Here is an 18,194-nt window from a genome sequence, read left to right as displayed (position 1 = left end):
TGGGGAAATGAAGGAACAAAAAGGCGTCGGTCGTATGTGGCACCTATACAAAATGGGAGGATTTACGCCTGCCATCGCTTCTATGCTAGGCTCGCAAAATGCGCAGCAAATGGCGTTTATTCGTAATGTCAATAAAGAACAGCGTAAGCAATCCATGTTTGACATGCCGCTTAAAGAGCTCGAGGTCATCGTATTCGATCTGGAGACAACGGGCTTCTATCCGAATAACGGCGATGAAATCATTTCGTTTGGAGCCGTATTGCTGCGAGGCGGCGAAATCGTTGAGAACGAAACATTCTACAGCCTCGTGAATCCTAAACGTAAAATTCCGAAAGCCATTGTGGAACTGACGGGCATAACAAATGAAATGGTGCAGGATGCTCCGGACTTAATGCAGGTGCTTCACGATTTTATGGAGTTTGTCGGCAGGAGGCTGCTTGTCGCCCACGCTTCAGGTCACGACAAGCAGTTTTTAAACGCGGCATTATGGAGAACCTCTAAAATTAATTTAAACCACCGTGTGCTCGATACGATGATGGTAGCAAAGTGGTTGGAGCCGAACCTGGAAGGATACAGCTTGGATGAGCTGCTGATAAGCTGCTGTATTCCGATCACGGAACGGCATCATGCGCTGCAGGATTCGATTATGACGGCCAAGTTATGGCAAAACTACCTAGCCCGCATACTGGAGAGAAATATTACGACGCTGGGTGATTTGTACGCTTATCTAAGTAAGCACTAGCTCCAATGGAATGAATGCCCCTTCTGAACGGCGATAGGGCTGTACGTGAGGCGTTTCGCTGCTTCTTAATGAGACAATCCAATAGGATAACTCTGATGCTGGCAGAAAGCCTTCAGAATCGCTAGAAGATGGTATGGCTTCCGTGCGCGGATGGGAATGAAACAAGCCGACAAGCTTTTGTCGGTTTTTTTGCATTGCGTAATAAGCGGAAGTCCATTCAGCCGGGTCAAAGGTAAACGAATGAGTCGGATCGATATGCTTATTGGTAATCGGAATGACCGTATCAATGATGTAAGGGTCTTCGTCACGCAATATGCCTTCACTGCTTGCTAAGATCCCGCAGGCCTCCATAGGCAAAGCGTTTTTACAAATTCCGATTAGCAAATCATATGCGGCTTTTGTAATTATGCTTTTCGTTTGCTGCGCTTCCATATTTACGCCTCCTTGTCATCCCTATAAATGAAGTATAACGAAATTGTTCCTAGAGCGCTAATGGCGATGTAATGTGTATGAATGATCCGTCAATTACCGATAATAGGACAAGCACAAAACGCAGCATACCGTTAAACGTGACGTTTTTATGGCTAATATGCCTCGTGCCTTGAGCTTCGCTACGGTGCATGATACCATGGAGCCATACAAGTAAAATGATATTGCGAGAGAAGGAAGGTACGTCATGAAACGCGTTATTGCTCTTTTTACCATTGCGCTGCTTTTTGCGGGATTAGCTGTATTCCAATATAAAAATGATGAAACGGGCTCCGTTACGCTGGCGGCACCGGCAGGGGACTTCAAACCGAAGGCAGGATACGAAGCTTCAGCTTTCAAGCTGCCTGCCCTTGACGAGCAGTCTTACGAAGTCGGAGGGCAGCAGGGCAAGCTTACCTTCGTTAATTTTTGGGCATCCTGGTGCGGGCCTTGTGAGCTTGAAGCACCCGACCTGCAGCGCTTGCATGAAGAATACGGCGACGCCATTCAGCTGTACGGCGTTAACGCAACCAAATACGATAAAGAACGGGCTGCCAGGGAATTTGTGAATGAGCATGAGTTTACATTCCCGATATTGATGGACCGGGTGGGTGAAGTAACGAAGCAGTATAAAGTCGATACGTTCCCGACAACCTTCCTTATTGACGGAGAAGGCGTTATAAGAGAGCGTATTAACGGGGTCATTACTTATGAAGAATGGCAGCGGTTGATTGAAAAGTGGATGTAACCGAGCGTAAACGGGCGACTGCAGCATTCCCAAGGCGTGAATCGTTATAAATTCATATAAATAAAGGGTTGGCGGGCTATCACATGGTGATGTCCCGCCAACCCTTTTTTATTAATGATTTACAAGCCCGATGCGGTCAAGCGGATCGGTATGCGCGTTATCGACCTTAACCATGTTAAGCAGCGCGTAACGGATGCTGTCGACGAGTGCTTCCCAGCTGGCTTCGATGACGTTATTGGAAACGCCAACTGTGCTCCATGTGTTATCAAGTCCCGTTGACTCGATAAGAACGCGAACCTTAGCAGCTGTAGCGTCCTTCTCGTCGATGACGCGAACTTTATAGTCGGATAGATGTATGCTTTCAATCTTGGGATAAAACTGCACCAGCGCCTTGCGTAGGGCGTTATCGAGCGCATTAACGGGACCATTGCCTTCAGCGGCTGTATAAACCTGCTGTCCGCCAACGTTAATTTTGACGATAGCCTCGGAAATCATTTGACCGTTTGTTTTTTCAACCAGCATTTTGAACGATTCAACCTTGAAAACTTCCTTAACTTCACCGCCGAATGCTTCGCGAAGCAGGAGTTCGAGAGAAGCGTCTGCGCCTTCGAATTGGTAGCCTTGATGTTCCAAGTCTTTGATTTGATCCATAATGAGCTTCGTTTTATCGTTATTTGCGTTAACGTCAAGACCGAGCTCTTTGGCTTTGGAAATAATATTGCTTTGTCCCGCGAGCTCAGAAACAAGAATGCGCTGCTTGTTGCCGACAAGCTCAGGCTGGATGTGCTCATAGGTTTTGGAGTCCTTCATAATGGCGGAGACATGGATGCCGCCTTTATGCGCGAAGGCTGCATTGCCGACATAAGCTTGGCCAACAGGCATATGGACATTAGCGATTTCGCTAACATACCGTGCCGTGCTGGTGAGAACGCGAAGCTTCTCTTCGGGCAATACATCGTAGTTCATTTTAATTTGCAGATTCGGTATGATCGAGCAAAGATTTGCATTACCGCACCGTTCGCCGTAGCCGTTGATCGTACCCTGCACCTGACGCGCGCCGGCTTGTACGGCCGCAAGGGAGTTAGCGACAGCCAGCTCGCAATCGTTATGCGTATGAATACCGATCGGCGTGATTAGTTCTTGTCTGACGCGGGTTACGATTTCATGAATTTCACCCGGCAGCGTACCGCCGTTCGTATCGCAGAGGACGAGCCAGTTCGCTCCTGCTTCTTGCGCTTTCTTCAAAACGGACAGGGCGTATTCCGGATTGTTCTTGTAGCCGTCGAAAAAATGCTCGGCATCGAACAAGGCTTCCATCCCGTTTTGCTTTAAAAAAGCGACCGAATCATAAATCATCGAAAGATTTTCTTCTAACGTCGTTTGCAGGGCCGTATGTACGTGAAAGTCCCATGACTTGCCTACAAGCGTAGCTGCCGGAACCCCCGATTCGGCGATGCGGACGAGGCTTGCATCCAGCTCAGCCAAACTGTTCTTGCGGCGTGTGCTGCCGAATGCGGTGATTTTGGCGTTAAGGTTGAATGCTTTGATCCGTTGGAAAAACTCGATATCCTTGCTGTTGCTTCCTGGATTGCCGCCTTCAATATAATGAACGCCCAACGCGTCGAGCTTCTGGGCGATTTTTAATTTGTCATCCGCTGACAGGCTGATGCCTTCTCCTTGAGTACCGTCACGCAGCGTCGTATCAAATATGGAAATGTTGGTTGTCATTAACGGGACGCCTCCTTTATAGATTGCCTTTTCAAATCATAATTTATTATTATAACACTTGTCTTCGCGAAAGTAGAGGGGAAAAAAGTAATTTTTGCGAAGGGACCAGCCGTCGTTGACTTGACCCTACTAGAATTGTATGCTTGGGTGGATCAAACTTATGTTCGCTTATTGCTTACATTAGGCGGTGTTTAACTCGATTATGACAAATACAAATGAACATTATCCGGCTAAAGGCCGCGTTATTATCCATTTAGATATGAATGCATTTTATTGCTCCGTCCATGAGGCCGAAGAGCCAGAGAAATACAAAAATAAGCCAACGGCGGTATCCGGCAGCGTGGAGCAGCGAAAGGGTATACTAGTTACCTGCTCGTATGCGGCAAGGAGCAGGGGAATCAAAACGGGAATGACGGTGAGACAGGCACTTCAGCTGTGTCCTGAGCTTATATTAATAAAGCCTGATTTCACGCTTTACCGTAAATACTCCCAGGGATTTATGGCCATCGCCAGGCAGTACACGCCTCTTGTGGAAGCGGTATCGATCGATGAGTGTTATATGGATATTACGGGATCCAAAATGTTTGGAACGCCGCTGGAAATCGCATCCTCCCTTCAGAAGCGCATCCAGTCGGAATGGACGCTTCCGTGCTCGATCGGTTTGGCTCCCAACAAGCTGCTTGCGAAGATGGCGTCGGATATGAAGAAGCCAAACGGTCTGACCGTTTTACGGATTCGAGACGTTAAACATGTTCTATGGGATAAATCCTGCGATACGCTGTTCGGTATAGGGAAAAAAACGGCCGAAAAGCTCGCGAAACTCAACATACGGACGATTGGGCAGCTGGCGGCTGCCGATGAATACATGCTGAATAAACATTTTGGCGTCATAGGCTCGTGGATGAAATCCGCTGCGCACGGCATTGACCACGGCGAGGTTAATCCGAACAGGGAGCGGAATAAATCAATCGGACATACAACGACGCTTCCGCATGATTTGACCGCACGCGAGGATGTATTCAGGGTACTGCTCAATTTAGCCGATCAGACGGGAAGAAGGCTTCGAAGGCAGAAGCTGGTTGCAACAACGGTTCAAATTACGATCCGCAAGCCGGACATGACTACGATTACCCGTTCTCATACGCTGACAGCCCCGACGCAGGAAGCGGATGTGTTTTACAGGGAAGCCTGCAGGCTGTTTGAGAAGCATTGGAAAATCGGCGAGCCGATTCGCCTGCTGGGCATCACGCTGCAAAATCTCACGCCGCTGGACGACACGGCCCTGCAGCTTGATTTGTTCAGCTACGAGCAGCAGCCTCGAAAAGAAGCGTTAACCAAAGCGATGGACCGGCTCCGCGACAAATACGGAGAGGACGCAGTACTGACGGCGGGAATGCTTGGCGACGACCCTTCAACCTTAATTAGGAATAAACGAATTCGCGGCACATCCTTGCAAAAGGATGATAGTTTGTTATATATTGATGAATGAAGCTTGACTGTTCAGAGACGAGATTATTCCGTATATTTATATTTATTTGGGAGGGAATTTCCATGGGTAAGTTTACTTGGGTTGAAAAAGATACGTGCATCGCTTGTGGAGCTTGCGGAGCAACCGCTCCTGACATTTATGACTACGATGATGAAGGCCTTGCGGAAGTTATTTATAAAGCGGACGGAAACAAAGGCAATACTGAGATTCCGGAAGATTTGTTTGATGATTTGCAGGATGCGGCTGACGGCTGTCCAACAGATTCCATCAAGATTGCAGATGTTCCATTTAATTACTAAATCAGTAACCGGAGAAAAGCTCTTCCTCGCAAGCTCTCGCTGCGATGGGGAGCTTTTTTTGCTTTATGCGCGCATAGCAAAAAAACAGAAGGGATACAAACCGGCTTCCATCCTGCCGATATAGAGAACATACCATAAGTTGGGAGGATGGAGGATGGTCTCTCCAGAAGATCTATTCTATTTGAAGCAATTTGTAAAGCAGCACCCCGGTAACCAAATGGGGTGGTATTTGCTTGGCAAGCAATATTTGCTCGCCGGAAAAGAAGGCAAAGCGAATTATTGTTTTTTGCAGGCGGGCGAGGTTTACGATGCGTTTGAACATGAGAGCCACCCGTTATCGGAAAATCATCTGCAGATGCTCAGAGAATGGGGATCGCGGCAAAAGAAAAAAAGGCTTGTCCGCAGAACCGCAGCATTAGCGGCTTTACTGCTGCTCGTAGCCGTGTTAGTGCCGGCGAACGGCGCTATGAATAATAACAAGGATCTAGAACCTCCACCGGTTGCGCAGGATTATAGCCTTCCTCTAGGCATCGTATTGGTTCCTCAAAAAGAATTGAATCCGATTGGCATTGCCTGGAATCGTTTAGTGGCTGCAGGAAACGAAGCTCCTCCATTCACCATCGCGGCTAGGCTGGAAGCGGATAAGGGCTGGCGCAAATGGATTGGGAACACAAGACTGCTAATGTCCGTGGAGAAGGATAATGGAAACGGAAAGCTAAATGTGACGATGTTTGATCGGCTTGCCTGCTCGTGTGAGCCGTCCGATACTGCTGAAGCCACTGCACGTTATATGGACTGGCGAGAGCAGCAGGAGACGCACTGGACGCTCGCAAGCGCTATCTACCAATATAAGAAGAAATACAAAAAATGGCCGGAGTGGCTGAATGACTTGATCCAGCCTTACCCGAATAATGTGATCGCCGGAGAACGAGAAGGCATGCAAGCCATGTTTCCGCTTGTTCTGAAGAAGCTCAAGAGCGTGCGCCCTGACCAAAGCGGCGGAGCTTCTGGTCAAACGGATGATGAGGGCAGTCAGCCGGCAGCGGAAAAAGATAACGAGAGTAAGCCGAGTACTAACACGATCGTAGGCAGCAATGGGATTTTAGATCAAGAATGGAGCCGGCCGCTTACGATCGTTGTGGATAAATCGACTCACAGGCTTGCCGTCGTTCAAGGCGATATCATCGTGCGCAGCTACCAGGTAGGTCTTGGAGGAGAAGAAACGCCCGAGGGAAGCTTTTATATCAGCGAAAAGGTCAAAAATCCAAACGGACGCGAAGATGGAGATTTCGGAAGCCGCGGCATGACGCTCTCGAATACCTTATATGCCATTCATGGAACCGATGAGCCAAGCAGCTTGGGCAAGGATGATTCGCTGGGCTGCGTTCGGATGGGCAAGGCAGATGTCGAGGAGCTTTATGATATGGTACCGCTCGGAACCGTTGTGCATATAAAAAACGGGACGCTTCCAACCGAACAGCAGATACCAGCAGAACGCTTTAGGCTGGAACCGCGCCAGAATGAAACCAATCCCGCGAAAGTTTATAAATGGTTGACGTAAGAGTCTTACGAAGTGAAAACTAAAAGCAACGCCACCGCAACGATAATTACGCCGACGATAGAGCCGATCCAAATGAGCGCTTTCTTGTTTACCTCTTCCTTCGGCTTCGCTTTCATTGTTGCAGGCTTTCTTTTGGGTGAACTCATCGACTATCAACCTCTCTATTTCAAAATGATAAGGAATATGATCTCATTGTAATCGTTTTCTAGACAAGCCGCAATATAACGGATGCTTGCGCCTTGGGTGCAGGCTCTTTTCTTTTTGCCGCAAAAAAGATAAACTGTCAGGTAGAACATACATCTGAGATCGGAGTGAGTAAGTTGCTTTATTCTTCAATTTTAAAGCCGATATTTTTTCGAATGGACCCGGAAAAGGCCCATCATCTCGTTATTGACGGCTTAGCCGCAGGAGGGACAGTGCCTGGATTAAACGGGCTCATGCATGCTATGTACGGCGTAGCGGAGTCGCCCGAGCTTGCGACTGAGCTGTTCGGATTGCGTTTTCCGCACCCGGTAGGGCTTGCTGCCGGCCTAGACAAAAACGGCAAAGCGGCAGACGGTTTCTCAAGCGTAGGCTTTGGCTTCGCCGAGGTTGGCACCGTGACTCCAAAAGGACAAGCCGGTAACGAACAGCCTAGATTGTTCCGTCTTCCCCCTGATGAAGCGCTCATCAATCGGATGGGTTTTAACAATGAGGGAACGGCAGCTATGGCAGAGAAGCTGTCGCGACGCAAAATAAACCGGATTCCGATTGCCGTTAATATCGGTAAAAACAAAACGACTCCGAATGAGTTGGCCCATGAGGATTATCAAACCTGCATTCGGGATTTGTATACATATGGAGATTTCTTCGTCGTCAATATCAGCTCGCCAAACACCCCTGATCTGCGCGATCTGCAGCACGGTGAAGAGCTGAGAAATTTGCTTAGCGCCGTAAAAAAGGAAATAAACACGCAAGCGGCGAAAGTAGGTGCAAAAGCCAAACCTGTTCTTGTCAAAATCGCGCCAGACATGACGAATGAGCAGCTGGAGCTCACCGTTGCTTCCATTATGGAGAGCGGCGTATCGGGGATAATCGCTACGAATACAACCTTATCCCGCACCGGGCTTCAGCATTCGAATGCTGGCGAAGCGGGCGGGCTCAGCGGCAAGCCACTGCGTGAGCGTTCGACCGAGGTGATTCGCGCCGTTTACCGCCAAACCGGCGGGCAGCTGCCGATTATTGGATCCGGCGGCATTTTTACGGCACAAGATGCATACGATAAAATCCGCGCAGGAGCCTCCTTGGTTGAAATCTACACGGCGCTTATCTACAAAGGCCCTGGATTGCTCCGTGAATTGACGAACGGTTTGAAGGAATGTTTACGCAAAGATGGCTACCGAAATATTGCCGAGGCAGTTGGCGCAGATCACGTTTAAGAACAGGAGGCGGCCGGATGGACGGTAGAGACTGGAATCTTTTTTTACAGCCTTATGAACAAGCGGTTGAAGAACTTAAAGTGAAGTTTAAGACAATGCGGGTTGAATTGAAGATAAGAGAAGCTTATGCGCCTATAGAATTTGTCACCGGCCGGGTTAAGCGAATATCAAGCATCTTGGAGAAAGCGAAACGCCTGAATGTCCCTTCGGATCAGCTGGATACGGGAATTGAGGACATTGCGGGAATTCGTATTATGTGCCAATTTGTAGATGACATTCATCGCGTGGCTGGTTTGATACGTACGCGCAAGGATCTTTCACTCGTGTACGAGAAGGACTATATCACGAATTTCAAAGACAGCGGCTACCGCAGCTACCATATGATTGTCGAATACCCGGTCCAAACCGCGCTCGGATACAAGATCGTGCTTGCCGAGATTCAAATCCGAACGCTGGCGATGAATTTTTGGGCGACGATCGAGCATTCCTTGAATTATAAATTTAAAGAAAGCTTGCCGGAGGATGTGCGCAATCGTCTCAAAAAAGCTGCGGAAGCCGCATCGCAGCTCGATACGGAAATGACCAGCATCCGCAAAGAAATTTTGGATGCGCAAACGGAATTCGAGGAACAGTCCAATGTGGTCTCGAAGGTGTTAAAGGGCATTCAAGACTTATATTTCTATCACCGGGTTCGCGAAGCGGCGCAGTTTCAAATGAAGTTCAACGAAAAGTTCGAGAAAGAAGATTACCATGAGCTGAATCAGCTTTCGCTCGATATTCAAGCGGCAATCGCGAAAGCCAAAAAAGGCAGCCAAGGTTAATTCATAGAAAACAAAGAAGGGGCTGTGCAAAGGTCTAATTAGACACTTTGCACAGCCCCTTCTTTTATTTTTTGTCAATCGGCAGGACTAGTCGATGGATTTATTTGGCTTGTATAGGTCGTCTATCGCAGCCCGTATCTCAGCGGTCGTCTTGCCTTGCTTGCTTAAAGCGATGACCTCTTCCATCTCTTTCTTGCAAATGCCGCAGCTGGTGCTGTGATTCGTCCAGGTTACGCTGCCCTCGTCCGCGGGATGCTCTGCAACGTAACAGCGTAGAAGGGAATCATGCGGGTTTTCAACCTCAACGCCTTCTGCACATCCGCAATAACAGGTAATTCCGCTCATGATGTCAGCGTGGTCATGTACCGCTTGATAAAGCTCGCTGGTATGCGGCGTGTAATCGGAGAGAAAGGCTGGCATCTCGTCATAGGAAGCTGTCGTTTGCCATGTTTCTGAACCGTGTTGATGCTCAGCGCCCGCTTTATCGTCATCCGCCAAGCCGCATGCGGTGAGCAATGTAATGACAGCGAATGCAAGCATCATGGCATATACAAATCCGCGAATGCGCGAGCTTTTTTGCTCCTCTGCGATTTGTTCGTCCGAAAGGCGCTGACGTTTCATCATTTGGTTTCAGCTCCCGAATATTTGTTAAAGAACGCCCTGAAATCTTCTATGCTGTAGCCTGTAGCTCCTTCTTCGGCAAGACCGCCCTCGAGCTTGTCGACCTGTACGCCGTCTTTGAAATAAGCAAGGGTAGGCGTATATTCCACGTTATACTTATTGAAATATGAAGGGAACTCTCTTAGGTTAAACTGCGGCAAATCTATGCCCAGCTCGTCCACCAAAGGCATAAGCTGAGGTGTCGTTTTCTGACAATGCGGGCAGTCGGAAGCGAATAAGTAGACGAAGAAATCTTCCTTATCGGCAACCTTCTTGTCCAATACGTCCGGTAATATGATATTCTGGTAGTTAGGATCGTCAAGCTGCTTGCGCGTTTCCGGATTCAATTGTGATACGGGCTTGCCATACAGCGCATTGACCTTGCCGCTGTTGTTAAGAATGAAAATAAAACCGAATAATAGTACAACGATTCCGATATAAACGTAGATCATTTTGACTTTGCTTTTCTTTTTCATGTGTGCGAATACCTCCGAAACAGGATTATGGCGGACAAACCCGACAAAAGGCTTGTTCTTACTTAAATATATTATATAACAAAGCCATATGAGTATGTAAGTGCATGGACATCGACGATAATTGGCAGGAGGAACTGAGCATGAACGGCAATTTGCCGCGTAATTTCACGGAAAAAATGGAAAAGCTGCTAGGAGACGAATATGACGAATTTATGTCTTCCTATGATGCTCCGAGAGTATATGGCTTGAGAATCAACCGATTAAAGCTTGATGTCGAACAATGGAAGAAGCTTAGCTCGATGAAGGGAAAGCTGCGGCCGATTCCTTGGGCGCCGGATGGCGTGTATTACGAGGAAGGCGAGCGTCCCGGCAAACATCCGCATTATCATGCAGGCTTGTATTATATTCAAGAGCCGAGTGCAATGGCGCCCGTTGAGCTGCTGGACATCATGCCCGGCCATCGCGTGCTGGACCTATGCGCAGCTCCTGGCGGGAAGTCGACTCAGATTGCCGGAAAGCTGCAAGGAATTGGCGTATTGGTTACCAATGACAATGCTAAGGAAAGAACGAAGGCATTGGCTAAAAATATCGAGCTTGCCGGTGTCCGCAATGCAGTCGTGCTTAACGAGGAGCCTGCAGCCATCGCGGCTGTATTCCCGGAATGGTTCGACCGCATTCTCGTCGATGCGCCGTGCTCCGGAGAAGGCATGTTCCGCAAGGATGAGTCGATGATTGCGGAATGGGAGAAACATTCGATCGAACGGTGCTCGGTCATGCAGCATGACATTCTGAAGCATGCGGCAGCGATGCTGGCGCCCGGAGGGCGTATCGTATATTCGACTTGTACCTTCTCGCCTGAAGAGAATGAACAGCAAATCGCATGTTTTCTGGCCGATCATCCCGATTTCTATATAGCACCTGTGCCGCATCGTTTTGGTTGGACACCCGGCCGTGCCGATTTAGCGGCTGAAGCCGCGCCGCTTGGCCCAGAGCGCCTGCAAAGCATCAGCGGCACGGTAAGGCTGTGGCCGCATCTCATTGAGGGAGAAGGGCATTATGCGGCTGTGCTTGTACGCAGCGGAGAAAGGATGTCTGAGCCTGCGGAAAGGATTCTAGCTGCGGCTTCTTCTCCGGTACGACCCGACACGCGACCCGCTGGCGGGGCCCTGAAACGGGAAGCTTCGAAGAGCAGCGGCAATCGGCATGAGAGAAAAGCGGATCACAGAGAGGAAAGGCGGGCGGGTAAACGCCAAACGAGAATGGATTGGGCAAGCGCAGGAACAGATCGACCTGCTGCCAAACGTGCTTCAGCTAACGGCCGGGACGGTCTCGCTGCTCAAGAACCGGTCGAAATGGACCCCGTGGAGCTTTGGCATCAATTTGCCGGACAATTTGCGACAAATGCATTAACCTGGCCGGGACATGCGGTGGCTTACGGATCACGCGTTTATATTCAGCCTGACGAGCTTCCAGCGTTAAACGGTTTACGCGTCGTGAGAGCAGGCTGGTATGTCGGCGAAGCGGCACGCGCCCGATTTGTGCCGTCGCATCCGCTCGCAATGGGCTTAACCTTTGACACGGCGGTTCGTGCCGTGGATTGGAGTTCGGATAATGAGCAGACGCTCCGCTTCCTCAAAGGCGAAACCTTATTCGTTGAGGAAACGGAAATCAAAGTGCAAGACGGGGCGCCTGCCAATGGATATATACTGGTTTGCACGGACGGCTATCCGATTGGATGGGGGAAATATGCAGGAGGCATGATTAAAAATGAGCTTCCTGCAGGATGGAGATGGATGTAGCATGGGCAAAAAAATACGGGTAGACAAGCTGCTCGCGCATATGGGGCATGGCACGCGCAGCGAAATTAAAAGAGCGGTTAAGCTCGGGATGGTTGAGGTAGACGGCCGGGTTATCAAGGACAGCGGGCTAGTTGTCGATCCGGAAGCGACGGAGGTTACTTTTGACGGTGTTCCTGTTGTTTACCGGGAAGTCGTATATTTTATGATGAACAAGCCGCAAGGCGTTATTTCGGCAACGGAGGACGGACGCGAGCGTACGGTTATCGATTTGCTTGAGCCGCAGGACCGGCTGCGTGATCCGTTTCCAGTCGGGAGGCTCGACAAAGATACGGTCGGCCTGCTGCTGCTCACGAATGACGGACAGCTGGCGCATGAGCTGTTGTCTCCGCGCAAGCATGTGGCTAAAACATACGAGGCACTGGTGTCAGGGGATGTAGCAGAAGAAGACAAGCAGTTTTTCAAATCCGGAGTGACATTGGATGACGGTTACGTTACGATGCCAGCCGAGCTGCATATTAGCGGCCGCGAGCAGCGGGAAGACGGGATCTATTCAAGCATATCGCTTACGATCATGGAAGGTAAGTTTCACCAAGTAAAAAGAATGTTTGAAGCTGTCGGCAAGCAGGTCGTCCATTTGAAAAGAGTTTCGATGGGGCCGCTTAAGCTGGATGAATTGCTTGCTGAGGGCTCTTACCGGGAATTGTCCGAAGAGGAAGTCGAGCTCCTGCGTTCGCATAGGAAATCGGCTGAGTAATTCTATTTAATAACAAGAGCCTGTATAATAACCAGATAGAAAGAGAGAAAGAGATAGGGATAGGAGTGGAGCGGTTATGAGTTTGCAATATGACCTAATTGCTTTAGATGTAGACGGAACACTGTTAACGGATGACCACGTGCTCACGGAGGCGATTCTGGATTCGGTAAATGAGGCTGCTAGCCGAGGCGCCCAAATTGTTTTATGCACGGGCAGGGGACCATCTGGTGCGCTTCCCATACTCAAGGAGCTTGGGCTTAGCGGTACCGTAATTACGCATAATGGCGCAGCCACCATTAATTCGAACGACCGTTCCATCGTACATGAGTTTGCAATGATTCCGGAGCATTTGCTCGGCTTCGTAAGCTATTGCCGCGATAATGGCATTCACTTTGATTTGAACACGGCGTTTGAGATGATGGTTGAGAGCATGACTCCTGAAGCAGAGGTTATGTATGGACATTATCAAGCCAAGCCTTTAGTTCAAGATTTTCGGCTCGGATTGCCAAACGGGCTTGTGAAATTCACGGTGTTTGGAAGCAAAGAAAAGATGGATATCGTACAGGCTGAATGGGCGGGGTGGCCCAAGCAGCTTCATTCCATACGCAGCGGTGACTATTTTATCGATGTTCACCATTTGGAAGCCAATAAGGGAAGGGCGCTGCAGCAGCTTGCGGAAATCAGAGGCATCGAACGCAGCCGCATTTTGGCGATCGGCAATTATTATAACGATATAACCATGCTGCAATTTGCAGGTATGGGCATTGCGATGGGCAATTCTCCGGAAGAGGTTAAGCGGGCTGCAAATGCGGTCGCTTATTCGAACAGCGAGGACGGCGTCGCCAAGGCGCTGCGAGAATACGCCTGGCGTTAACCGCAAAAAACCGTCTGGGCATACGCTCAGACGGTTTTTAGTATGGTTTCACGCGGATTTAGATAAGAACGGATCTAGATATGATTACCAGAAGAATGAACAATACCAAAATTACGCCTACTGACGTAAAACCTCCATGTACACCGGACATGCCAATTCCCCCTAATATAAAATTTCCGGCCCCCGGGCGATTCGGATCGAACTTAATCTCCCATCGTTCGGTATACTGCAGTATATGAAAAATGTCCCGTATCGATTGGACGTTTGTCTCGGTTTACCGAATATTAGGCATTTACTCCGTTAATTTGAGCAGAAGACCGTGACGGCTGCCGTTCCGCCAAATGTTAGGGAGGGGGAAATGTCTTGCATCAAAAAAAAGTGGTTCCGGCAGAATGATTAACATTCTACCAGAACCACTTTTATTAAGAGTTAACGATTGCGCCCGCCGCGCGGCTTGTTGGAGGAACTTCCGCCACGCGTACTGCTGCGTCCGCTGGAAGGGGCACTGCTGCGACCGCCTGCTGAAGAGTTGCCGCGTTGGCCTCCGCGGCCGCCAGCTTGGGCATTGCCGCGGACAGCGCCGCGGTTATTGCTTGCTTTGGCATCATTGCGAGCGGCTTCCCACGGGCTGTCGACCGTCGAAGGAGCACGTCCGGCAGCGTGCTCAGCGCCGCGCGGGCTTCCAAAGCCGCTGCTGCGGTTTACGCCGCCGCGGCTTTCGGAGCGTTCGCCGCCGCGAGCTGCGCCGCCGCGATTTGCAGATCGTTCGCCGCCGCGTGGCGCGCTGCTGCGGGTGCTTGTGCGATCGTCGCCGCGCGCCGCGCCGTCATTATCGAAGCGTTCCCCGCGGCGAGCGGACCAACCGGAAGTGACACCGGCCGTTTCGGCAACCTCACCCCGTACATCAGCTGTTCTTCCAGTGCGTTTGCCGGATGCAGCAGGACGGAAGCTCTCGCGCTGGCCTCTGCGTCCGCCTGGCTTGGCATTGCGATCGGATTGACCGGAGCGGTCCCGTCCGCGACGGCCGCCTTCTGCAGGCTTGCCGCTTGCGCTGCGGGTTCCGGTCCTGCCGGCTGCTCCCCGGCTTTTCTCAGGACGATCGCCGCCGGATTGCGCCCGGATGGAAGTTTCATTGCCTTCGCTGTCAATGGCCCGACGCGTAAGCTTGGCGTTAATGCTCTGCTCGATGAGCAGAAGGTGGTTTTTGTCATAAGGCGTTGCGAGCGTAATCGCGGCACCTTCCTGACCGGCGCGGCCGGTTCTGCCGATGCGATGGATATAAAGCTCGCCGTCCTGCGGAACGTCGTAGTTATACACATGCGTGACGCCTTCCACATCGAGTCCGCGAGCCGCAACGTCAGTCGCAACTAGTACCTGCAAGCGGGCGTCTCTAAAGCGCTTCATGACCTGCTCGCGCTTGGCTTGCGTCAAATCGCCGTGCAGCTCATCCGATTCAATGCCGATTTCTTGGAGCTCTTTATTCAATTTCTTGGCGCGAACCTTCGTCCGGCAAAAAATAACCGCTAGATACGGCTGATGGCGCTCCAGCAAATGAACAAGCGTTTGCTGCTTGCTTCGGTCCGTCGTCTCGTAGACGATCTGCGTAATGCTGTCCAGTGTCACGTTCGTGCTCCGAACGCGGATATCCACAGGCGTTTTCATGTAATCCGCTGCCAGCTTACGAATGGCATCAGGCATCGTCGCGGAGAACAGCATCGTTTGGCGCGCTTTCGGCGTTTGCGAAATGATGCTCTCCACATCGGGCAGGAATCCCATGTGAAGCATTTGGTCGGCTTCATCGAGAACAAGCATTTGCAGCTTGCCCAAGCTGACCGTTTCGCGCTTCATATGATCGATCAGGCGGCCCGGCGTAGCGACTACGATATGCGGGGAACGCTGCAGCTTGCGGATTTGAGCATCGACATCTTGACCGCCGTAAGCGGCGAGCACGCTAACGCCCACAGCAGGAACGAGTTTTTTGAGCTCGCTCGTTATTTGTATGGCAAGCTCCCTAGTCGGCGTTAGAATGAGGGCCTGTACTTGTTCTTTTTCTATGTTAATTCGTTGCAAAATAGGCAGCGCAAAAGCAATCGTTTTGCCGGTGCCCGTTTGCGCTTGCGCAATGACGTCCTGTCCATTTAGCAGGAGAGGGATTGCTTGCTTTTGAACCGGAGTCGGTTCGGTAATACCATCATGGTGAAGCAGTTCGCTAAGCTTGGGAATGATACCCAAAGCATTAAATGCGTTAGACATTAATACATTTCCTCTTTTCGTAAACATCGTTTGATGTTAAGTATAACAGCTGTCCTTATATTGTGCATCTTTACTTTGCATATGCTATGCTAGAAGCCAATATTATGAGCAGCAGAGGAATGGTAATGATGAATGGAACAGAGCGCTCGGCAATAAGGCCGGGCCTGCAGGTAGATATCGTATTAAAACAGGACCAACGCACCGGCAAGCTTACACGGGGCGTCGTAAAAGATATTCTCACGAATGCTCCCAAGCATCCCCACGGTATCAAAGTAAGGCTCGCCGATGGCCAGGTAGGCAGAGTCAAAAACATTTTTGCGTAATGATTCTTTGAGCGGTCCTATATGACGAGCCTTGTAATTCTAAGCGTTAAGGAGCGTGTAAGATGGCATTCGGCATAAAAAGAAAAGAGATGGATGACTGGAAGGCGGCAGTTGCGCGCGGAGAAATTGCATTTCTTACGCATTATTGGCTAGACCCCAGGTTTCCGAACATGCGGACCGTGACAAAGGTTGGCTGCTCCGATATGGAGAAACTCTCGCGCTGGTGTCTGGATAACGGACTCAACCCCCGTTATATCCATGCCCGATCCGAGTATCCCCATTTCGACTTGCATGGCCCGAAGCAGGGCGAGGTATTGCGGCGGTCGAGCCAGCTGGAGCAGCTTGAACGCTTCGGCTTGCAGTAGGCAAACGCGCGGATTATAGATATTGCCGGCTGCTCATAGAGCAGCTTTTTTCTTGTTGTTCGTTCGAAAAATCCTCTCGCCCGTAAACGAAGCATCTATTATGATGAAAGGAAAGCAAAAATGCGTTTACTTCCTTAAAGAGAGAGGGAACAAGAATGGCTACTGAAAAAGAGCAGCTTCTGCAAAGCTTCGGGGAATGGATGGCTTTTGCAGCCGATCTGGGTAAATATGATGATCGCTTTTGGAATCAGAGCGTCGCCTCAGGGAAATGGTCGGTACGCGAGGTTGTCGCCCATATAAAGCGGTGGGACGATTATTTTTACGAAGAGGCGATCGCAAAAGCGGAAGCGGGCCTGCCGCTCACCGTTAAACATCTGGACTATGATGAGTTTAATGAAATGGCGAAAGACTACGGAAAGAACACCTCGAGGATAGAACTGACAGCTCAAGCGATACATAGCCGTGAACGGATCATTCTCGCGATAGGCCGGTTTTCGGTCGAGCGATACGAAGGCGCTTATGAGGACGCGGACGGGCATCCGTTCCAGACGCCGCAGTATTTAAAGGATTTTATTTGGCATGACCAGCATCATATCCTGCCGATAAAACGGCTTTTGCATTTAAGGATCGAGGAAATGAGCTTGAATGGTTGGCCGGCTCTGCAAACGGTCGTATATGACGGGTGGCTGCTGCGTTTTGCGGAGGGATATACCAAGCGATCCAACTCGGTTAATCCGCTGTACGGACATACCTTAGAGCTGGACGCTAAAATTCGCGAATGCGAGGAACGGTATGCGGGTCAAAACCTTCGTACGGTTTTTAAAATCACGCCGTTCAGCCAACCTGCAGGGCTTGACGAGGAGCTGGCCTCGCGCGGTTATGAGCTGGTCGATGAGACAATCGTAAAGACCATACACTTAAGCGACGTCCAAACGCCTAGTTTTGCGGATGTATGGCTCGAGAACGAGCTCTCAGAAAGCTGGCTGGATGCCCAATCGATTTTTAGCGGATTAACAGACGAGCACCGGACCGCTACCCGTAAAATGCTTTTGCAATCGCCGCTGCAAAAATGCTTCGCGACCCTGCATGAAAACGGCATACCGGTTGCATGCGGATATGCAGTCATCGAGGATGGCTGGGTGGGGCTTTACGATATTATTACGGATTCAGGTAAACGGAATAGGGGCTTTGGCGAGCAACTTGTATTGCATTTGCTGCAATGGGGGAAGGAACAGGGGGCGGCGGAGGGGTATTTGCTTGTCGTCAAAAATAATAAACCGGCAAATGCCCTGTATGACAAGATCGGCTACTCCGCAAAGTATGAATACTGGTATCGCGTATCGAATGTTATAGGCCGTTAAATGGAAGCTTAACAACATAGAATGAACAGCATGAGAAAGAAGGATTATTTAGTGA

At 50.0% G+C, this 18,194-nt stretch carries 20 protein-coding genes; 13 read left to right on the top strand and 7 right to left on the bottom strand.

What is annotated here, in order from left to right:
- Positions 1-7: 7 nt before the first annotated feature.
- On the top strand, positions 8-742 hold the full coding sequence (locus MRBLPE1_RS21860; protein ID WP_364149343.1) for a 3'-5' exonuclease: 735 nt from the start codon (positions 8-10) through the stop codon (positions 740-742).
- Here MRBLPE1_RS21860 and MRBLPE1_RS21855 read toward each other — a convergent pair.
- The gene (locus MRBLPE1_RS21855) at positions 728-1,174 is read right to left on the bottom strand and encodes a M67 family metallopeptidase (protein WP_364149341.1); all 447 of its coding nucleotides are present in this window, start codon (positions 1,172-1,174) and stop codon (positions 728-730) included. The genes MRBLPE1_RS21860 and MRBLPE1_RS21855 overlap by 15 nt on opposite strands.
- Before the next feature lie 244 nt (positions 1,175-1,418).
- On the opposite strand from MRBLPE1_RS21855, the gene MRBLPE1_RS21850 reads away from it, so the two are divergent.
- The gene (locus MRBLPE1_RS21850) at positions 1,419-1,958 is read left to right on the top strand and encodes a TlpA family protein disulfide reductase (RefSeq protein ID WP_364149340.1); all 540 of its coding nucleotides are present in this window, start codon (positions 1,419-1,421) and stop codon (positions 1,956-1,958) included.
- Positions 1,959-2,069: 111 nt separating this feature from the next.
- On the opposite strand, the gene cimA is transcribed toward MRBLPE1_RS21850, so the two are convergent.
- Positions 2,070-3,686 (bottom strand): citramalate synthase, encoded by a 1,617-nt coding sequence (gene cimA, locus MRBLPE1_RS21845; protein ID WP_364149338.1) that lies wholly within the window; start codon positions 3,684-3,686, stop codon positions 2,070-2,072.
- 202 nt (positions 3,687-3,888) lie between these two features.
- Between cimA and MRBLPE1_RS21840 the strand changes: the two genes are divergently transcribed.
- The 3 genes from MRBLPE1_RS21840 to MRBLPE1_RS21830 all read left to right on the top strand — a co-directional run bounded on the left by MRBLPE1_RS21840 (position 3,889) and on the right by MRBLPE1_RS21830 (position 7,035).
- A complete protein-coding gene (locus MRBLPE1_RS21840; RefSeq protein ID WP_364149337.1) occupies positions 3,889-5,175 on the top strand; it encodes a DNA polymerase IV in 1,287 nt (428 codons plus the stop codon).
- A gap of 62 nt (positions 5,176-5,237) precedes the next feature.
- Positions 5,238-5,474, top strand: a complete 237-nt coding sequence (locus tag MRBLPE1_RS21835) for a ferredoxin (protein ID WP_056627358.1) — start codon at positions 5,238-5,240, stop codon at positions 5,472-5,474.
- A gap of 154 nt (positions 5,475-5,628) precedes the next feature.
- Entirely contained in the window at positions 5,629-7,035 is a 1,407-nt protein-coding gene (locus tag MRBLPE1_RS21830) for a L,D-transpeptidase (RefSeq protein ID WP_364149335.1), read from the top strand.
- A gap of 5 nt (positions 7,036-7,040) precedes the next feature.
- Here MRBLPE1_RS21830 and MRBLPE1_RS21825 read toward each other — a convergent pair whose 3' ends face one another.
- A complete protein-coding gene (locus MRBLPE1_RS21825; RefSeq protein ID WP_364149333.1) occupies positions 7,041-7,181 on the bottom strand; it encodes a hypothetical protein in 141 nt (46 codons plus the stop codon).
- A 174-nt stretch (positions 7,182-7,355) separates the two neighbouring features.
- On the opposite strand from MRBLPE1_RS21825, the gene MRBLPE1_RS21820 reads away from it, so the two are divergent.
- The gene (locus MRBLPE1_RS21820) at positions 7,356-8,453 is read left to right on the top strand and encodes a quinone-dependent dihydroorotate dehydrogenase (protein ID WP_364149331.1); all 1,098 of its coding nucleotides are present in this window, start codon (positions 7,356-7,358) and stop codon (positions 8,451-8,453) included.
- A gap of 17 nt (positions 8,454-8,470) precedes the next feature.
- The gene (locus MRBLPE1_RS21815; protein WP_364149329.1) at positions 8,471-9,274 is read left to right on the top strand and encodes a GTP pyrophosphokinase; all 804 of its coding nucleotides are present in this window, start codon (positions 8,471-8,473) and stop codon (positions 9,272-9,274) included.
- Positions 9,275-9,361: 87 nt separating this feature from the next.
- On the opposite strand, the gene MRBLPE1_RS21810 is transcribed toward MRBLPE1_RS21815, so the two are convergent.
- Together MRBLPE1_RS21810 and MRBLPE1_RS21805 are read right to left on the bottom strand one after the other, a co-directional pair.
- Positions 9,362-9,898 (bottom strand): PCYCGC motif-containing (lipo)protein, encoded by a 537-nt coding sequence (locus MRBLPE1_RS21810; protein ID WP_364149328.1) that lies wholly within the window; start codon positions 9,896-9,898, stop codon positions 9,362-9,364.
- The gene (locus MRBLPE1_RS21805; RefSeq protein ID WP_364149327.1) at positions 9,895-10,410 is read right to left on the bottom strand and encodes a thioredoxin family protein; all 516 of its coding nucleotides are present in this window, start codon (positions 10,408-10,410) and stop codon (positions 9,895-9,897) included. The genes MRBLPE1_RS21810 and MRBLPE1_RS21805 overlap by 4 nt, the downstream gene beginning before the upstream one ends.
- A gap of 140 nt (positions 10,411-10,550) precedes the next feature.
- Between MRBLPE1_RS21805 and MRBLPE1_RS21800 the strand changes: the two genes are divergently transcribed.
- From MRBLPE1_RS21800 to MRBLPE1_RS21790, 3 genes are all read left to right on the top strand, one after another.
- Positions 10,551-12,209 (top strand): RsmB/NOP family class I SAM-dependent RNA methyltransferase, encoded by a 1,659-nt coding sequence (locus MRBLPE1_RS21800; protein WP_364149325.1) that lies wholly within the window; start codon positions 10,551-10,553, stop codon positions 12,207-12,209.
- 1 nt (position 12,210) lies between these two features.
- Positions 12,211-12,963: a pseudouridine synthase gene (locus MRBLPE1_RS21795; protein WP_364149323.1), complete on the top strand. Its 753-nt coding sequence runs from the start codon at positions 12,211-12,213 to the stop codon at positions 12,961-12,963.
- A 76-nt stretch (positions 12,964-13,039) separates the two neighbouring features.
- Positions 13,040-13,837 carry a Cof-type HAD-IIB family hydrolase gene (locus MRBLPE1_RS21790; RefSeq protein ID WP_364149321.1) on the top strand — a complete coding sequence of 266 codons (798 nt, stop codon included), beginning with the start codon at positions 13,040-13,042 and terminating at the stop codon, positions 13,835-13,837.
- A 58-nt stretch (positions 13,838-13,895) separates the two neighbouring features.
- Here MRBLPE1_RS21790 and MRBLPE1_RS21785 read toward each other — a convergent pair whose 3' ends face one another.
- Positions 13,896-13,988, bottom strand: coding sequence for a YjcZ family sporulation protein (locus tag MRBLPE1_RS21785; RefSeq protein ID WP_364149320.1), 93 nt, complete (start codon positions 13,986-13,988; stop codon positions 13,896-13,898).
- Positions 13,989-14,266: 278 nt separating this feature from the next.
- On the bottom strand, positions 14,267-16,090 hold the full coding sequence (locus MRBLPE1_RS21780) for a DEAD/DEAH box helicase (protein WP_364149318.1): 1,824 nt from the start codon (positions 16,088-16,090) through the stop codon (positions 14,267-14,269).
- Positions 16,091-16,218: 128 nt separating this feature from the next.
- Here MRBLPE1_RS21780 and MRBLPE1_RS21775 point away from each other — a divergent pair, with 128 nt between their 5' ends.
- From MRBLPE1_RS21775 to MRBLPE1_RS21765, 3 genes are all read left to right on the top strand, one after another.
- Positions 16,219-16,413: a YwbE family protein gene (locus MRBLPE1_RS21775; protein ID WP_364149775.1), complete on the top strand. Its 195-nt coding sequence runs from the start codon at positions 16,219-16,221 to the stop codon at positions 16,411-16,413.
- A 62-nt stretch (positions 16,414-16,475) separates the two neighbouring features.
- Complete coding sequence (locus tag MRBLPE1_RS21770) at positions 16,476-16,778, top strand: hypothetical protein (RefSeq protein WP_364149316.1); 303 nt, start codon at positions 16,476-16,478, stop codon at positions 16,776-16,778.
- Positions 16,779-16,933: 155 nt separating this feature from the next.
- Entirely contained in the window at positions 16,934-18,139 is a 1,206-nt protein-coding gene (locus MRBLPE1_RS21765; RefSeq protein WP_364149314.1) for a GNAT family N-acetyltransferase, read from the top strand.
- The last annotated feature ends 55 nt before the right edge of the window (positions 18,140-18,194 follow it).

This window comes from Paenibacillus sp. LPE1-1-1.1, from assembly GCF_040676435.1.
Taxonomy (GTDB): Bacteria; Bacillota; Bacilli; order Paenibacillales; family Paenibacillaceae; genus Pristimantibacillus.
This window is presented reverse-complemented; position numbering and strand designations above follow the sequence as displayed.

Excerpts from the sequence above, each read along its gene's own strand:
- MRBLPE1_RS21860 (WP_364149343.1), top strand. The coding sequence starts at position 8 with ATGAAGGAACAAAAAGGCGTCGGTCGTATGTGGCACCTATACAAAATG.
- MRBLPE1_RS21855 (WP_364149341.1), bottom strand. The coding sequence starts at position 1,174 with ATGGAAGCGCAGCAAACGAAAAGCATAATTACAAAAGCCGCATATGAT.
- MRBLPE1_RS21850 (WP_364149340.1), top strand. The coding sequence starts at position 1,419 with ATGAAACGCGTTATTGCTCTTTTTACCATTGCGCTGCTTTTTGCGGGA.
- cimA (WP_364149338.1), bottom strand. The coding sequence starts at position 3,686 with ATGACAACCAACATTTCCATATTTGATACGACGCTGCGTGACGGTACT.
- MRBLPE1_RS21840 (WP_364149337.1), top strand. The coding sequence starts at position 3,889 with ATGACAAATACAAATGAACATTATCCGGCTAAAGGCCGCGTTATTATC.
- MRBLPE1_RS21835 (WP_056627358.1), top strand. The coding sequence starts at position 5,238 with ATGGGTAAGTTTACTTGGGTTGAAAAAGATACGTGCATCGCTTGTGGA.
- MRBLPE1_RS21830 (WP_364149335.1), top strand. The coding sequence starts at position 5,629 with ATGGTCTCTCCAGAAGATCTATTCTATTTGAAGCAATTTGTAAAGCAG.
- MRBLPE1_RS21825 (WP_364149333.1), bottom strand. The coding sequence starts at position 7,181 with ATGAGTTCACCCAAAAGAAAGCCTGCAACAATGAAAGCGAAGCCGAAG.
- MRBLPE1_RS21815 (WP_364149329.1), top strand. The coding sequence starts at position 8,471 with ATGGACGGTAGAGACTGGAATCTTTTTTTACAGCCTTATGAACAAGCG.
- MRBLPE1_RS21810 (WP_364149328.1), bottom strand. The coding sequence starts at position 9,898 with ATGATGAAACGTCAGCGCCTTTCGGACGAACAAATCGCAGAGGAGCAA.
- MRBLPE1_RS21805 (WP_364149327.1), bottom strand. The coding sequence starts at position 10,410 with ATGAAAAAGAAAAGCAAAGTCAAAATGATCTACGTTTATATCGGAATC.
- MRBLPE1_RS21800 (WP_364149325.1), top strand. The coding sequence starts at position 10,551 with ATGAACGGCAATTTGCCGCGTAATTTCACGGAAAAAATGGAAAAGCTG.
- MRBLPE1_RS21795 (WP_364149323.1), top strand. The coding sequence starts at position 12,211 with ATGGGCAAAAAAATACGGGTAGACAAGCTGCTCGCGCATATGGGGCAT.
- MRBLPE1_RS21790 (WP_364149321.1), top strand. The coding sequence starts at position 13,040 with ATGAGTTTGCAATATGACCTAATTGCTTTAGATGTAGACGGAACACTG.
- MRBLPE1_RS21785 (WP_364149320.1), bottom strand. The coding sequence starts at position 13,988 with ATGTCCGGTGTACATGGAGGTTTTACGTCAGTAGGCGTAATTTTGGTA.
- MRBLPE1_RS21780 (WP_364149318.1), bottom strand. The coding sequence starts at position 16,090 with ATGTCTAACGCATTTAATGCTTTGGGTATCATTCCCAAGCTTAGCGAA.
- MRBLPE1_RS21775 (WP_364149775.1), top strand. The coding sequence starts at position 16,219 with ATGAATGGAACAGAGCGCTCGGCAATAAGGCCGGGCCTGCAGGTAGAT.
- MRBLPE1_RS21770 (WP_364149316.1), top strand. The coding sequence starts at position 16,476 with ATGGCATTCGGCATAAAAAGAAAAGAGATGGATGACTGGAAGGCGGCA.
- MRBLPE1_RS21765 (WP_364149314.1), top strand. The coding sequence starts at position 16,934 with ATGGCTACTGAAAAAGAGCAGCTTCTGCAAAGCTTCGGGGAATGGATG.